Raw genomic sequence first — 14,382 nt, forward strand, 5'->3', positions numbered from 1 at the left:
CGGGCCGTCTGCTTGACTCCGCACGCCCCCGAATGCTCCCCGTACGCACCCCTCGCGTACATCCGGAACACGCCCCGACGCCCCGCACTCCCGGAACGCCCCGCACGTCACCGTTGGAGGCCGCCATGGAGATCAGCCGCAGACGCCTGTTGTCCGCCATGTCCGCCATGTCCGTCGCATCTGCCACGTCCGCGACGTCCGTCCTGTCGGCCGCCGGCCTGATGGCGGTGGTCCCCGCGGGCCCGGCGTCCGCCGTCGCGGGCGCGGAGGGCCGGGCCCGGCTCGTCGCCAACACCGTCGCCGTCTTCGCCGGCACCGCCGAGTCGAACGCGCGCCCGGAGACCGCCGCGAAGCTCGCCGCCATGGAGAGGACCGCGCGGGCCAACCTGAAGGCGATGGACGACGCGCGGGAGGGGGAGCTCTTCGCCGGTCTGGTGCTCGGCACCGACGAGGCCAACCTCAACACCGCCTACCGCAGGCTGTACGAGATCGCCCTCGCCACCCGCGCCCCCGGCCTCCCCGCCGACCTGTACGGCAGCACGACCGTGCAACGGCGGGCGCTCGACGGTCTCGCCTGGCTGCACGAGCGCCACTACGGCGACCAGTCGAAGGGCTATTACGGCAATTGGTTCCACTGGGAGATCGGCATCTCCCAGCACATCAGCAAGACCCTGGTCCTGCTCGCCGACGCCGTCTCCGCCCACCGCCCCGCCCTGCTCCCCACCTATGTCGCCTCCATGGACGCCTATCTGCGCAACGGCACCGACGGCGACGTGGACCTCGACTCGCGCTTCCACACCGGCGCCAACCTCGCCGACATCACCACCAACCGGATCCTCCAGGGCGCCCTCCTGGGCGAGCCGGGCGAGGCGCGGATCCGCAAGGCCCTCACCGACCAGCTGACGGTCTTCGCCACCATCGATCCGTACCGCCTCGAACACGGGGTCACGGACGGGCATTACGCGGACGGCTCCTTCATCCAGCACTCGTCCGTCGCGTACACCGGCTCGTACGGAAAGGGCCTGCTCACCCGCGTCGTGCAGACGCTCAAGATCCTCGACGGCACCGGCTTCGCACACGGCGAGGAACTCGTGCCGACCGTGTACGGCTGGGTGCGGAACGGGTTCGCCCCGCTGATATTCGAGGGCTGGATGATGGAGATCGTCAAGGGCCGCGCCGTGTCGCGCCCCGACTCCGGGTACACGGACGTCGCGACGGTCGTCGAGGCGGTCGTCGACCTCTCCTCGCTCGCTTCCGGGCCCACGGCCACCGCCCTGAAGAGCTACGTCAAACACGTCAGGACCGCCTCACGCGCGCCCCTCGACCCGGCCCGCTTCGTGTCGCCGGTCAGCGTCGTGCGGTACGCCGACATCCTCGACGACACCGCCGTACCGCCCGCCGACCTCAACCCCGCCGCGCGGAGCGTCGCCTTCAACGCCATGGACAGGACGGTGCACCGGCGGCCGGGATACGCCTTCGCGCTCGCGCGGAGCTCGGACCGCGTCAGCAAGTACGAGTACATGAACGGCGAGAACCTCATGCCGTGGTTCCAGGGCGACGGCGCGTACTACCTGTACCTGTCGGGGCAGGACCAGAGCCGGGCGTACGGGGTCGACCACTACACGACGGTCTCGCCGTACGGTCTCGCGGGAGTCACCGCTCCAGTCGAACAGCGCCGCACGGTCCCGGAGTTGTACGGAAAGCCGTACTACGACAACCCCGGACACCCCCTCGGCTTCACCCCGTCGTCCGAGTCGCAGAACAAGTACGTCTACTTCCCGCGCGGCACCAACCGGTTCTCCGGCGGCGCCGTCCTGGGGGCGTACGGCGCGGCGGGAATGGTGCAGTCGAGCGACGTGGCGTACCGCGACCGGGCACTGCTGCCCGACGACTTCGTCGTGCACCGGGCGGCGACGGCGACCAAGTCGTGGTTCCTGTTCGACGACGAGATCGTGGTGCTCGCCGCCGACGTGGGAGACGCTGCGGGCCGCGCCGTCACCACGACCGTCGACGCCCGCACCGCCGCCCCCGACGACCGGATCTCCCTCACCGGCGCGCTGCGCGACGGCCGCCCCTGGACCGGCCCCGGCACCGCCGACCTGCACTGGCTGCGCTACGCCAACACCACGGAGGGCACCGCCGTCGGATACGTCTTCCTCGACACACCGAAGGTGCGGGTCACCCTCGACGAGGTCACCCGCAGCCGCCGCGTCGTCCGCACCGCCAACCCCGATGCCCCGGTGACCCGTTCGGTCCTCGGTGTCACCGTCGACGGGACGGCGGGCGCCCGGCCCGCACGCCTCGCCTACGCACTGGTGCCGAACGCCGGCGAGGCCGGGCTGCGCGCCCACCGCCATGGGCCGCTCAAGGTCCTCGCCAACTCCCGTCGCCTGCAGGCCGTCACGCACACAGGGCTCGGCCTGACGGCGGCCAACGCGTTCACGGGGGGGCGCCACGAGGCCGGTGGGCTCCGGGTGCACGGCCCCGCCTCGGTCCTCGTCCAGCGCGGAGGCCACCGCGGCGGCACTGTCCACGGCGGCACCGTCCGTGTCGCGGTGTCCGACCCGACGATGGACCGGGACACCGTGACGGTCCTGCTCCGCGGCCGCTCCCTGCGCGGGAGCGCCGGGGACCCGCAGGTCCGGGTGGACCGGGTCCCCGGCGGCACCCGCATCGAGGTGGACACGCACCACGCGTACGGAAGGAGCTTCACGGTCACGCTGACCGAGTGAACCCGCCGCCCTACGCGCATACCTGAATGTCCGTCACCCTTCCTCCACGCTGATGGCCTGCACCGGACACGCCCGTGCGGCCTCCCGCACCAACGGATCACCGCCGCCGTCCTGACGGCCGGGCAGCACCTCGCTGAGGCCGTCGTCGTCCTGGGTGAAGACGCCCGGCGCGGTGAGCGCGCACATGCCGGCGCCCACGCACCTGTCCTTCTCGACATGAATCACCATGTGCTCCACGCGGGTTCCTCCGCCCCTCACCAGGTGACGGGGAGTTCGAGCATCCCCTGGATCGTGTCGCCCGGCTTGAACGGGATGTCCTGCGGGGGCGCCGCGAGCCGCAGCCCCGGCAGGCGCTCGAAGAGGGTGCCGAGGGCGATCTCCAGCTCGGCGCGGGCGAGGTTCTGCCCCAGACACTGGTGGATGCCGAAGCCGAAGGCCAGGTGGTGCCGGTCCGGGCGGTGCCAGTCCAGGCCTTCGGGGCTGTCGAAGACCGTGTCGTCACGGTTGATGAGGGACGTGGCGAAGACGACGCCGTCGTCCACGCGGATGGTGCCCGCCGGGGTCTCGATCTCCTCCTTCGCCACCCGCAGCAGCCCGTCCGCGATGGACAGGAAGCGCAGCAGCTCCTCGACGGCGCCCGGCAGCAGCGGCGGATCGGCACGCAGGCCCGCCCGCAGTTCGGCCAGCCGGTCGGGGTGCTGGAGCAGCGTGAACGTGCCGAGCGAGATCATGTTCGCGGTCGTCTCGTGCCCGGCGATCAGCAGGATGGTGGCGAGCCGGACGAGCTCCTCCGGGTCCACCGCTCCGGACGCGAGCTGCTCGGTGATCAGCTCGTCGAGCAGCCCCTCACCGGGTTCCGCGCGCTTCTTGTCGATCAACTCGTAGAAATAGGCGTCCATCGCGTCCCGTGCCGCCTGGGTGTCCTCGGCGGTGGGGCCGCGCAGCAGCCGCCTCGACTGCTCCTCGAAGAATTCGTGGTCGCCGTAGGGCACCCCCAGCAGGGTGCAGATCACCATCGAGGGGACGGGCAGCGCGAAGGCGCTCACCAGCTCGGCGGGCGGCCCCTGTTCGGCCATCGCGTCCAGGAGCAGGTCGACCGTCGCCTGGATCTGCGGGCGCAGCGCCGCGATGCGCTTGACGGAGAAGCTGGGGATCAGCATGCGGCGCTGTACGTTGTGCTCCGGGTCGTCGACGCCGAGCAGGGCGATGCGGCGGTCACGGAGGCGGGCGAACCGTTCGGTCGGAGCGGGGAAGGCCTCGTTCTCGCGGTCGGCGGAGAGGCGTGGGTCGATGAGCAGCTCACGCGCCGCCGCCCGCCCGGTGACCAGCCACACGGAACGGCCGTCGAACAGCCTGACGCGGGAGAAGGGGAAGTCTTCGCGCAGCGGTTCGTACGCGGTGGGCGGGTGGTACGGGCACGTGCGGTCCTGGGGGAAGGCGATGGGTTTGGTGGGCTTCGTTGTCTCCGTCATGGAAGTACCTCGCAAGCGCAGTTCGTCCCTGATCCACTCCCCATTGGATGGCTGAGGCAACTAATTCGTCCACGACAAGACCGGCCAGATCGCCGGGCGTCTGGAGTTGTCCGGAACCACACCCTCCGCTCAACCTGCCTGCGTCCACCGGCCGGTGACGGCGCCGGGACAGCTGCGCGACGGCTGCGGGGTGCTCGGCGCCTGTCCACGAGGCCGCCCCACGAGGGCCGGGGCAGCCCTCACGGGCGCCGTGACTGCCTGCTGAAGGGCACGTTCCGGCCGAGTACGCGTACCGCCGTGCGAAGATCCGGATCGACCGCGCGGCCACTGTGGAGGACGAGGATGTTCGCGATACCCCTGGGAGACGGAGCGGAACTGTGCCCGCTGGAACCGTGGCAGGCCGAGGAGTTCCTCGCCCACATGGACCGCGGCCGCGACTACATCGGACGCTACGTCGGACTCCCCGACATCACCGCCGACCTGGACTCCGCACGCGCCTGGCTCCAGCGCTACGCCGACAAGACGGCCGCCGACACCGGCCGCGTCCACGGCATCCGGCTCGAAGGACGCCTCGTCGGCGGCGTCCTGCTCCGCGCGTTCGACGCGGCGTCGGGCACGTGCGAGGCGGGCTGCTGGCTGGAACCGGACGCGGCGGGGCGCGGACTGGTCACGCGTGCGGTACGTGTCGTCATCGACTGGGCGATCGAGGCGCGCGGCATGCACCGCGTGGAGTGGCGGGTGGCCCCCGAGAACACCCCGAGCATCAACGTCGCCAAGCGCCTCGGCATGACCCGCGAGGGCTGCCTGCGCGAGGACGACCCCTACCGGGGGGTGCGGCAGGACACGGAGATCTGGTCGGTGCCGGCACGGGAGTGGCGTGCGGGGGGCAGGGCGTGAGACGGGGTGTGTGAGGTGGAGGAAGCGCGTGCGGGGCGCGGGGCGGAAGGAGCGCGTGCGGGGCAGACGCGCCCGCCCGCCCCCGGGACGGGCACGGTCGATGCGGAGTACGCGCATCCGCGCCTCGCCGCCCTCTACGACGTGTTCGACCCCGACCGTTCCGACCTCGACGCGTACGTCGCCATGGCGGAGATGTCCGGCGCGCGTCGGGTCCTCGACGTCGGCTGCGGCACCGGTGTCCTCGCGCTGAAGCTCGCCGCGCGTGGCATCGACGTCGTGGGCGTCGACCCGGCCGCCGCGTCACTGGACGTCGCCCGTGCCAAGCCCGGTGCCGAACGCGTGCGCTGGATCCACGGCGACGCCTCGTCGCTCCCGCCGCTGCGGGTCGACCTGGTCACCATGACGGCGAACGTCGCCCAGCAGATCACCGATCCGGAAGCGTGGCGGCAGACCCTGCGGGCGGCACGCGAAGCGCTGCGCCCGGGTGGCCGCCTGGTCTTCGAGACGAGGGTCCCGGCCCGGCGCGCCTGGGAGACGTGGAACCGGGAGGCCTCGTACCGCGTGACCCGGATTCCGGGCGTCGGGGCGATCGAGAGCTGGGTCGAGGTGCCCGCGGTGGACGGGCCGCTGGTGTCGTACCGCTGGACCTACGTCTTCGAGGCGGACGGACAGGTGCTGACGTCGGACTCGACGCTGCGCTTCCGCGAGCGGGAGGAGGTGGAGACGGAACTGACGGCCCAGGGGTTCGTGGTGGACGAGATCCGTGACGCCCCGGACCGGCCGGGGCGGGAGTACGTGTTCGTGGCGCGGTAACCGGGAGATCAGGAGCGGCCCATGTCCGCGTAGAGCGCTATCTGGATCCCCAGCCCGACGACAGCGGCGCTCTCGGCGAGGGAGACGGTGACCAGCGGCCACGTGAGATGGCCGTGGATCCAGAAGACGGTCAGGGCGGCCGCGGGATTGACGCAGAAGGCCAGCAGGTCCACGGCGAGCTGCAGTCTCTTGCGGGAGCCGCGCCGCCGGTCCCCGCGGTGGGCCGCCTCCCACCCGAAGACGCCGTCGCCCACCACGGCGGAGAGGGCGGGCGTCAGCTCGGTACGGATGTACTGGCCGATGGCGGAGATCTTCTCGTCGTTCACCAGGTAGGTCCAGCCCAGGAGGACGGAGAGGGGCGGCAGGAGCAGCAGCAGCGCCGTGCGACTGGTGGACGGGATCGTCGCGGCGATCACGGCGGCGGTGGCGGCCAGCATGGCGTAGATGAGGTTGTCCCTGAGGGTGATCCGGCTCTTCTGCTCTGCCTTCAGCTGCTCGTACTCCACGAGGAGCACGCGCCCCGGCGTCACCTCCTCCGGTTCCGTCATCCCGCGAGGTGGGGGAGGAGAGAGCTGAACACGAACGCCGCGTTCCTGGCGGCGAGCTCGTGGTGGCCGTCGTTCTTGTCCGCGTCCGCCGCGTCGGAGATCCCGCGGACGACGAGCCACGCGTGTGCGGCGTCGGTCCCGCCGAGGGACGCGTGCACGGCCGTCGCGAGGCCCGCGCCCTCCGTCTCCACGGCGAGGATCTTCTCGTTGTACTCGCGAAGGTAGTGGCGCTCATCGGCCCGTACGTCCGCGAGGACGGCCTCACCCGACCCGATCGGGCCGCGCAGCGCACGGTGGCCGGGGGAGTGGGGCAGCGGCCAGGGCTCACCGTGTGCCGTGAAGAAGCCGTTGACGGCGTGCTGGACGCCCGCCGTCACCGCGTGGGCCCGGCCCCGGCGCAGCACGCCGTCCGGAGTCACCTTGCGCGGCTCGTAGTGGATCACCTCCTGCGCGACGACGACATCGCCCAGGAGCGCGTCAGGGTGGATGGAGCCGGCGATGCCCACGAGGACGACCAGGCGTGGGGCGTACTCCCTGCGCAGCTCCTCGACCGTGCCGCCGGCGGAGTGCTGGCCCGGTAGCAGGGACTGGGTGACGACCAGGCGCACCGTCCGCCCCGAGTGCTCGCGGGTGAACTCGTGGAAGACGGCGCCCTGCCGGGTGCGGGCCTCGGCGTGCGAGCCCCACTTCGAGAGTTCGTCGAGGACGGCGCGGGTCTCCACACTGAGCACGGTGACGACGCCCGCGTCCCATGCCGGTGCGGCCCGCGCGGGATCCTGCGGGGCGGCGGGCCCGGCCACCGGAGCGACACCGTGCTGCGTCACGCTCGTGCCCGTGCCCATGGCGACGGCGCCGCTGATGGTGACGTTCCCGCTGCCGCTGTTCTCGATCCCGTAATTGCTCATGCTCAACCGGTCCCGCTCGTGTGCATGACGAATCCCCCCGGGGTCACTTGGATACGCTCGTGTTCACGCCCATCGCCGTGTCCCCCAACTCCACGTTGCCGGAACCCGTGTTGATGACCCCGTTGTTGAGGATGGCGGTGGCCCGTTGCAGGAACTCCGTGGTGTCGACGCCGTGTTCCCTCAAGAACTCCCCGACCGTGGCGAGCAGTCGGCGTTCGATGACCTTGGAATGCTTGGCGACGTCGAAGGTCTGGAAGTAGCTCTCGTCGGCTTCGATGGAGGCCAGTTCCCGTGCGCTGAGCTCGGCGCCGATGTTGTTGCCGCGCTTGAGGCTCGCCGCCGTCGCGTCGGGTGCCGCGCCCAGTGAGCCGAGGAGGAGCGACGCGGCGCCCAGCAGCCGTACCGGGGCGAGGGAGACCACGGGCAGGTTCCGGAGGCCGGTGAAGGCGGCCCGGACCACCGCCATGCGCCCCGTCCTGCCGACGACGTCGATCGCGTGGTACTCCAGCCGTGTCGGCGCGAGCCCGCAGGTGGTGAACTCGATGTAGAGGGTGCGCCCTTGCAGTGACACATGGACGAAGATCGTCGTCACCAGGTCGCCGCCCCACGACTCCACCCGGCAGGTCAGGTAGTGGCGGGCGGTCTCGGTCGGACTGTCGAGCATGCGTCGCACCATGTCGGAGTTCGGGGTGTCCGTGAGCTCACGCGCGTAGCCCATCGCGTAACGGCCCTCCACGAAAAGGGAGTCGGTCACCATGAGCCCCGGCAGCCTCGTCTCGGGGTCGTCCTCCGTGCCCAACGCGGTGATGGCCCGCCGCAGTTCCTCCACGAGGTCCCAGGTGGGGAACGGCTTCTTCGTGAACTCCACGTCCTTCTCGCCGCCGATCCCCTTGGTCTCGACGAGACGCTGGGCGAAGGACCAGGTACCCAGGCGCCGACCGCTGCCGATGAACGGCACCTCCGCGGTGTAGACCACCATCGGATGCCGCTGCTGGCCGTCGATGACGGAGAGCCGCCGGTTCATCCGCAGCGGCCGCTCCGCCTCCAGCCCCGCTCGCAGCCCGTTCAGTGCGAGCTGGCGCAGCACCGACACCGTCGCGAGCACGAGACAGAGGACCAGGATGATCACGGCGGCCACGGTGAAACCCCGGGGCCCGTCGGTCGCGACCACGATGGCGACGGCCACGACCGTGGCCAGCGCCGCGGCGACGAGCCCTCTCGCGTGGGCCCTGGGCGGTCCGTCACCGGTGCGGCCGGAGGAGCGCGCGGCGAACGAGACGAGGAGCGTGAGGTCGACGAGCACCGCCGTGGCGAGGAACGCGGCGGCGGGCCGGGCGGCGTAGGCCACACCGAGGACCGCGACGATCAGGGCGTTCGCCGCTGTCGCGAGCCACCAGGCGCGCCAGGCGTGCGCGAGGACGGGCACCAGGTCGTAGCCGTAGGAGGGCGCGACGCGGCGTTTCCGTGCGTTGTAGACCTGCTGGATGACGGCGGTGCGGTACTCGGCGTCCAGGTACACGCCCGCGCACATGCGTCGCGTGGCGGCCCGGTCCTGCTGACCCGACGCCCCCACGGGCGTCTCGGGCATGGCCATCTGTCCCCCATATCGCCCCCGCTGACCCCCTGTCCGGGAACGTGGCAGGGAGCGTAGCGGCAGCGTTTTCGCGGCGACAGCTCATTGCCGGACGAAGGGGCGCAGCACGCGGAGCCTCCCGTTTCCGGTGTCCGGCCTGTCCGGTGCGCCGGGTGGTGCGGCCGGGTCCGGCCGGGGCTGAGGTGTTCCGGTTCCGTACGGCGGGGCGGGTCCGCGTGCACGGGGATCTTGGCTCGAACGTGAAGAAATAAATCGGTGGTGGCTCGGCCGGGCGTGTGGATAGGGTTCGGGTGTTCCCAGGCGGTCGTTCGGGCGTCGGGTTCGGTGGAGCAGGATCAGTGGCGAGCAGGACCAGAATCTGGAGGTGTCGACCGATGGCTGTCGTTGCGATGGGCGCTGCCCGCATCCGGAAGTTCATCAAGTCCACCTCCGTGGCCACCGGCTGATCCGACCTCCTCCTTCCGCGCCGCGCCGACAGCGTGCGCGGGTGCCGGGGCCACCCCTGTGAAGGGTTCCCCTTGTCTTTCTCCTCTGTTTCACCGTTCTCCTCGGCTGCCGCCTCGCATCCCCTCGCCCCGTACGGCTGGGACGCCGACTGGGAAGCCGAGTTCGCGCCCTACGCGGCGCAAGGTCTCGTGCCGGGGCGCGTCGCCCGGGTGGACCGCGGGCAGTGCGACGTCATCACCGCCGACGGCACCGTGCGCGCCGACACCGAGTTCGTCACCCCGCGCGACCCGCTGAAGGTCGTGTGCACCGGCGACTGGGTCGCCGTGGACGCGGACGGCGCCGACCCCAGGTACGTACAGACGTACCTGCCGCGGCGGACCTCCTTCGTGCGCTCCACCTCCTCCAAGCGGTCCGAGGGGCAGATCCTCGCGGCCAACGTCGACCATTCGATCATCGCCGTGTCGCTCGCCGCGGAGCTCGACCTCGCGCGCATCGAACGGTTCCTCGCCCTCGGCTGGGAGTCCGGCGGGCAGCCGGTCGTCGTCCTCACCAAGGCCGACCTCGTGCCGGACGCCGCGACGCTCGGCCACCTCGTCGAGGACGTGGAGACCGCCGCGCCCGGCGTGCAGGTGCTGCCCGTCAGCGCCACGTCCGGGGACGGCGTCGACGTCCTCGCCGCGGTCGTCGCCGGCGGTACGTCGGTGCTGCTCGGGCAGTCCGGCGCCGGCAAGTCGACGCTCGCCAACGCACTCGCCGGGGCCGACGTCATGGAGGTCCAGGCCATCCGCGACGTCGACGGCAAGGGCAGGCACACGACGACCACCCGCAACCTCATCCCCCTCCCCGGGGGCGGGGTTCTCATCGATACGCCCGGACTGCGCGGAGTGGGCCTGTGGGACGCCGAGAGCGGCGTCGGGCAGGTGTTCTCCGAGATCGAGGAGCTGGCGGCGCGGTGCCGGTTCCACGACTGCGCCCACGGGGCGGAGCCGGGGTGTGCCGTGCTCGAAGCGGTCGAGTCCGGCGTCCTTTCCGAACGCCGCCTCGACAGCTACCGCAAGCTGATCCGCGAGAACCAGCGCATCGTCGCCAAGACGGACGTGCGGGCCCGCGCGGAGATGCGGAGGCAGTGGCGGTTGCGGGGGGCGGAGGGGCGCGCGGCGCTCGACATCAAGCGGGGGCGCCTGCGCTGAGAGGGGTCTGCGCTGAGCGGGGGCGCCTGCGCTGTGCTCGGGCGGTGGGGGGGGGTGGTGGGGGCGGGGGTGGTGGGGCGCTGCGGTCCGTTGTGGCTGGGCGCGCAGTTCCCCGCGCCCCTGCCCCCCCCGGGGCCCGGACATGGGGGTGAAGCCGCGCATCTTCATGTCCGAATCCCGCCAGCCGTCGCTCTCCCCTCCACCCCACAATGGAGGCGTGATCGATGAAGAGACCAGGTACGAAGCCGTGCGCAGCCGGGACGCCCGGTTCGACGGGGCGTTCTTCTTCGCTGTTCGGACCACCGGGATCTACTGCCGTCCCAGCTGCCCCGCCGTCACCCCGAAGCGTCAGAACGTCCGCTTCTACACCACCGCTGCCGCCGCCCAGACCTCCGGTTTCCGTGCCTGTCGGCGGTGCAGGCCGGACGCCGTCCCCGGGTCCGCCGACTGGAACGTGCGCGCCGACGTCGTAGGACGCGCCATGCGCATGATCGGGGACGGTGTCGTCGACCGTGAGGGCGTACCGGGGCTCGCCGTGCGGCTGGGGTACAGCGCCCGGCAGGTGCAGCGTCAGCTCACCGCCGAGCTGGGCGCGGGCCCCGTCGCCCTCGCGCGAGCGCAACGCGCGCACACCGCCCGCGTACTGCTGCAGACCACGGACCTGCCCGTCACCGAGATCGCCTTCGCCGCCGGGTTCGCCAGCGTGCGGCAGTTCAACGACACGATCAGGACGGTGTACGCGCTGACGCCCACCGCCCTGCGCGCCGCCGCGCCCCGCCGCGGTGCCGCCCGCGCCACCCCCGCCGCCGGCATCCCGCTCCGCCTCGCCCACCGCGGCCCGTACCGTGCCGACGCCGTCTTCGACCTGCTCGCCGCGGAGGCCGTCACCGGCATCGAGGAAGTCACCGGCGAACGGGGCGCCCGCACCTACCGGCGTACGCTCCGGCTGCCGGTCGGCACCGGCATCGTCGCCGTCGAGGAGACACACCACGACGCGACGACCGGCACCGGCGCCGGGTCGTCCGGTGAGGCCCTGCACCGGGGCGGCTGGCTCGACGCCCGGCTGCACCTCACCGACCTGCGCGACCTCACCACGGCCGTGCAGCGCCTGCGCCGCCTGTTCGACCTGGACGCCGACCCGTACGCCGTGGACGAGCGGCTCGGCGCCGACCCCCGGCTCGCACCGCTCGTCGCCGCCAGACCCGGGCTGCGGTCGCCGGGCACCGCCGACCCCGACGAGTTCGCGGTGCGTGCGCTGGTGGGGAGGGAGGGTGCGGGGCGTCTCGTACGGGAGTACGGCACCGTGCTCGACGCCGCGTGCGGCGGGCTCACCCACACGTTTCCCGCCCCGGCGGCTCTCGCCGCCGTGCCGGGTACGGTCGGCGCGCTGGCCGGGGCGCTCGCCGACGGCTCCCTGCGCCTGGACGCGGGCGCGGACCGCGACGACGCGGAGGCCGCGCTGCGGGCCCTGGGGGTCGACGCGCGGACGGCCGCGGTCATCCGGATGCGGGCACTCGGCGACCCGGACGTGGCTCTGCCCGGCGGCCCGGAGCGGGCTCTCGACGCGTGGCGCCCGTGGCGGTCCTACGCGCTGCGTCACCTCGCCCTGGGCGGCGGCGCATAAGAGGCCCTCTCATCCGGAGGAGGGAGACTGCGGCAACCACTCACCCGACGACCCGCCCCGAGGAGTTGCCGCCCATGTTCCACCGGACCACCAGGCGCGTCCCACGCGTCCCACGCGTCCCACGCGTCCGGCTCGTCCGGCGGGCCGTCATCGCCGCCGGCGCCGCAGCCGTACTGGCCGGCACGACCGGAGCCGCCTTCCCCGCCCAGGGCCCCGAGCACCACCAGCCGTCCGCCGCCGTGCTCCAGAAAGCCCCCGCCCCGCACGCCCCCGAAGGCGACACGCACAAACTCATCCGCGATCAGATCGACATCGACCTGGACGAAAGCGACCGCCACCACCCTCACGGCCATCGCCCCCGCTGAGCGGTCACCCCCAGATCAGCACCCCCAACCACGCCCCCACAATCAGCAGGCAGGCGAACAGTTCCGTCAGGACGCTGCTTCCGCCCCTGCGCATGGCCGTGCGGGTCGCCGTCAGGGCCTCGCCATGGCCGCCCAGACGCAGGCGTTCGCCGGCGTAGATTCCGGCGATGAAGCCCGGGAGCGCGCCGATCACCGGCAGGACGCAGAAGCCGAGCAGCGCGCCCGCTCCGGCGAAGACCGCCATGCGGCGCGTCGCGCCGCTCTCGCGCAGGCGGCGCGGCGGCAGCTGCCAGCGGACGGCCTGCGCCGCGAGGAGGACGAGCGTCGCGCCGACGAGGACGCCCCAGGCGAGGCCGTTCGGGTCCTGCAGCGTCCACCAGAGGACGGCGGCCCACACCAGCCACGCCCCCGGCACGCCGGGCACCAAGACTCCGCACAGGCCGAGCAACATGACCACGCCGACCAGCAGGAGTTCCCACGCTCCCATCTGCCCAGAGTGCCGCAGGTCCGGTGGAACCGCAGGTCCGGTGGAACCGCAGGTCCGGTGGAACCGGGGGGCACGTCAGGCCTGGTGCGAGGTCCTCCGCCCCGGCGGGCGGCCCGCGGGCTGCGGTCGACGTGCCACCCAGTCCCGTTCGTACGCGTGCCAGCCCAGCTGCAACCGCGTGGTCACCCCCGTCAGCTCCATCAGCCGTTTCACCCGGCGCTGCACCGTCCGCAGACCCAGGTCCAGCTGTTTCGCGACGCTCGCGTCCGTCAGACCGGCGAGCAGCAGGGACAGGATCTCCAGGTCCGTGCCGTCCGGGCCCTCCGGCGCGTCCTCGGTCAGGGCGCCGCCGCTCTCGCCGATGCGCAGCGGCAACGCCTCCCGCCACACCGCCTCGAAGAGGCCCGACAGCGACTCCAGCAGGCCGCTGGCGTGCACCACGAGCGCCGCGGGCTCCGCCGTGCGGGAGGTCAGCGGCACCATCGCGAGGGTGCCGTCGGCGATCACGAGTTTCGTGGGGACGCGGTCCACCACCCGTACCTGTTCGTCGCGGCCGATCGCGGCCGAGAGTTCCGTGAGGCCCGTCGGCAGGTCGAGGACCGCGCGCTCGACCACGACGCGGTAGCGCACACCGCGGCCCGCCGCCTGCTCCTCGGCACTGTTCTCCGTGCCGGTGATGGCGACGGGGCTGCCGGTGACCAGGGCGCACACCTCGTCACTCGCCCCCAGCTGGAGCTGGAGGAACCGCTGGGTGACCGCGGCCGCGCCGGTCACCACCTCGACCAGGTCGTGGACGGTCGGCTCGGTGGCCTGCGCGCGGTACTCCTCCGCGAGGAGCGTCGCCGCCAGCTCCGCCTTCTCCAGTTCGTGCCGCTGCTGGGCGAGGAGCGCGCCGAGCGCCACACCCGGCGGCGCCGCCACCCAACGGCCCGCCCTGCCCGACGCCTGCGCGGCGAGCCCGTGCCGCTCCAGGCGGCGCAGCGTCCGCTCGGTCTCCGGCTCGCCGAGAGTGAGCCTGCGCGCGAGATCCGCGACGTCGGCGGCGCCCACCGACACCAGCGCCCGGTACGCCGACTCGTGTGTCTCGTCCAGACCTATCGCAGCCAGCATGCGGCGACCGTCCCTCCCCAGTGCTCCGTCCCGGCGGCGCCGTGGCGGGAAACAGCCACGGCGTAAACCCGCCCGAGGACATCATCCCCGCACCGCCCGTCCCGATGACAAGGTGACGCCACCGCAGCACAAGGCGTGGCCATGTTCGCGGCCTTCGGGCCGCCGTGGCCGTGGTCCTGCCTGCCCGCCCGCCTGCAT

General features: G+C 72.5%; 13 protein-coding genes. 6 read left to right on the plus strand and 7 right to left on the minus strand.

What is annotated here, in order from left to right; all coding sequences use genetic code 11:
• Positions 1-125: 125 nt before the first annotated feature.
• The gene (locus tag DEJ47_RS30390) at positions 126-2,732 is read left to right on the plus strand and encodes a polysaccharide lyase family 8 super-sandwich domain-containing protein (protein ID WP_150173601.1); all 2,607 of its coding nucleotides are present in this window, start codon (positions 126-128) and stop codon (positions 2,730-2,732) included.
• A gap of 33 nt (positions 2,733-2,765) precedes the next feature.
• On the opposite strand, the gene DEJ47_RS30395 is transcribed toward DEJ47_RS30390, so the two are convergent.
• Positions 2,766-2,960 carry a ferredoxin gene (locus DEJ47_RS30395; protein ID WP_150175960.1) on the minus strand — a complete coding sequence of 65 codons (195 nt, stop codon included), beginning with the start codon at positions 2,958-2,960 and terminating at the stop codon, positions 2,766-2,768.
• A 26-nt stretch (positions 2,961-2,986) separates the two neighbouring features.
• A complete protein-coding gene (locus DEJ47_RS30400) occupies positions 2,987-4,204 on the minus strand; it encodes a cytochrome P450 (RefSeq protein WP_150173603.1) in 1,218 nt (405 codons plus the stop codon).
• Between the two features lie 342 nt (positions 4,205-4,546).
• Here DEJ47_RS30400 and DEJ47_RS30405 point away from each other — a divergent pair, with 342 nt between their 5' ends.
• Together DEJ47_RS30405 and DEJ47_RS30410 are read left to right on the plus strand one after the other, a co-directional pair.
• Positions 4,547-5,101: a GNAT family N-acetyltransferase gene (locus DEJ47_RS30405; RefSeq protein ID WP_150173605.1), complete on the plus strand. Its 555-nt coding sequence runs from the start codon at positions 4,547-4,549 to the stop codon at positions 5,099-5,101.
• A 141-nt stretch (positions 5,102-5,242) separates the two neighbouring features.
• Complete coding sequence (locus tag DEJ47_RS30410; RefSeq protein WP_223828763.1) at positions 5,243-5,914, plus strand: class I SAM-dependent methyltransferase; 672 nt, start codon at positions 5,243-5,245, stop codon at positions 5,912-5,914.
• 8 nt (positions 5,915-5,922) lie between these two features.
• On the opposite strand, the gene DEJ47_RS30415 is transcribed toward DEJ47_RS30410, so the two are convergent.
• From DEJ47_RS30415 to DEJ47_RS30425, 3 genes are read right to left on the minus strand one after another with little or no spacing between them, the layout of a single operon-like run.
• Positions 5,923-6,462, minus strand: a complete 540-nt coding sequence (locus tag DEJ47_RS30415; protein ID WP_150173609.1) for a hypothetical protein — start codon at positions 6,460-6,462, stop codon at positions 5,923-5,925.
• Complete coding sequence (locus DEJ47_RS30420) at positions 6,459-7,367, minus strand: 5'-methylthioadenosine/S-adenosylhomocysteine nucleosidase (protein ID WP_150173611.1); 909 nt, start codon at positions 7,365-7,367, stop codon at positions 6,459-6,461. Before DEJ47_RS30420 ends, DEJ47_RS30415 begins: the two co-directional genes overlap by 4 nt.
• 43 nt (positions 7,368-7,410) lie before the next feature.
• Entirely contained in the window at positions 7,411-8,955 is a 1,545-nt protein-coding gene (locus DEJ47_RS30425) for a hypothetical protein (protein WP_150173613.1), read from the minus strand.
• A 524-nt stretch (positions 8,956-9,479) separates the two neighbouring features.
• On the opposite strand from DEJ47_RS30425, the gene rsgA reads away from it, so the two are divergent.
• From rsgA to DEJ47_RS30440, 3 genes are all read left to right on the plus strand, one after another.
• Positions 9,480-10,598, plus strand: a complete 1,119-nt coding sequence (gene rsgA, locus DEJ47_RS30430; protein ID WP_150173615.1) for a ribosome small subunit-dependent GTPase A — start codon at positions 9,480-9,482, stop codon at positions 10,596-10,598.
• A gap of 166 nt (positions 10,599-10,764) precedes the next feature.
• The gene (locus tag DEJ47_RS30435) at positions 10,765-12,222 is read left to right on the plus strand and encodes a DNA-3-methyladenine glycosylase 2 family protein (protein WP_150173617.1); all 1,458 of its coding nucleotides are present in this window, start codon (positions 10,765-10,767) and stop codon (positions 12,220-12,222) included.
• A gap of 74 nt (positions 12,223-12,296) precedes the next feature.
• Complete coding sequence (locus tag DEJ47_RS30440) at positions 12,297-12,587, plus strand: hypothetical protein (RefSeq protein WP_150173620.1); 291 nt, start codon at positions 12,297-12,299, stop codon at positions 12,585-12,587.
• 4 nt (positions 12,588-12,591) lie between these two features.
• Here the strand turns inward: DEJ47_RS30440 and DEJ47_RS30445 are convergent, their stop codons facing one another.
• Both DEJ47_RS30445 and DEJ47_RS30450 read right to left on the minus strand, forming a co-directional pair.
• The gene (locus tag DEJ47_RS30445; protein ID WP_150173621.1) at positions 12,592-13,074 is read right to left on the minus strand and encodes a DUF456 domain-containing protein; all 483 of its coding nucleotides are present in this window, start codon (positions 13,072-13,074) and stop codon (positions 12,592-12,594) included.
• A 75-nt stretch (positions 13,075-13,149) separates the two neighbouring features.
• On the minus strand, positions 13,150-14,184 hold the full coding sequence (locus tag DEJ47_RS30450) for a helix-turn-helix transcriptional regulator (protein WP_150173623.1): 1,035 nt from the start codon (positions 14,182-14,184) through the stop codon (positions 13,150-13,152).
• Between the last annotated feature and the right edge of the window lie 198 nt (positions 14,185-14,382).

It is taken from the genome of Streptomyces venezuelae (genome assembly GCF_008642355.1).
In the GTDB taxonomy this organism is placed as follows: Bacteria; Actinomycetota; Actinomycetes; order Streptomycetales; family Streptomycetaceae; genus Streptomyces; species Streptomyces venezuelae_B.

Excerpts from the sequence above, each read along its gene's own strand:
- DEJ47_RS30390 (WP_150173601.1), top strand. The coding sequence starts at position 126 with ATGGAGATCAGCCGCAGACGCCTGTTGTCCGCCATGTCCGCCATGTCC.
- DEJ47_RS30395 (WP_150175960.1), bottom strand. The coding sequence starts at position 2,960 with ATGGTGATTCATGTCGAGAAGGACAGGTGCGTGGGCGCCGGCATGTGC.
- DEJ47_RS30400 (WP_150173603.1), bottom strand. The coding sequence starts at position 4,204 with ATGACGGAGACAACGAAGCCCACCAAACCCATCGCCTTCCCCCAGGAC.
- DEJ47_RS30405 (WP_150173605.1), top strand. The coding sequence starts at position 4,547 with ATGTTCGCGATACCCCTGGGAGACGGAGCGGAACTGTGCCCGCTGGAA.
- DEJ47_RS30415 (WP_150173609.1), bottom strand. The coding sequence starts at position 6,462 with ATGACGGAACCGGAGGAGGTGACGCCGGGGCGCGTGCTCCTCGTGGAG.
- DEJ47_RS30420 (WP_150173611.1), bottom strand. The coding sequence starts at position 7,367 with ATGAGCAATTACGGGATCGAGAACAGCGGCAGCGGGAACGTCACCATC.
- DEJ47_RS30425 (WP_150173613.1), bottom strand. The coding sequence starts at position 8,955 with ATGCCCGAGACGCCCGTGGGGGCGTCGGGTCAGCAGGACCGGGCCGCC.
- DEJ47_RS30435 (WP_150173617.1), top strand. The coding sequence starts at position 10,765 with ATGTCCGAATCCCGCCAGCCGTCGCTCTCCCCTCCACCCCACAATGGA.
- DEJ47_RS30440 (WP_150173620.1), top strand. The coding sequence starts at position 12,297 with ATGTTCCACCGGACCACCAGGCGCGTCCCACGCGTCCCACGCGTCCCA.
- DEJ47_RS30445 (WP_150173621.1), bottom strand. The coding sequence starts at position 13,074 with ATGGGAGCGTGGGAACTCCTGCTGGTCGGCGTGGTCATGTTGCTCGGC.
- DEJ47_RS30450 (WP_150173623.1), bottom strand. The coding sequence starts at position 14,184 with ATGCTGGCTGCGATAGGTCTGGACGAGACACACGAGTCGGCGTACCGG.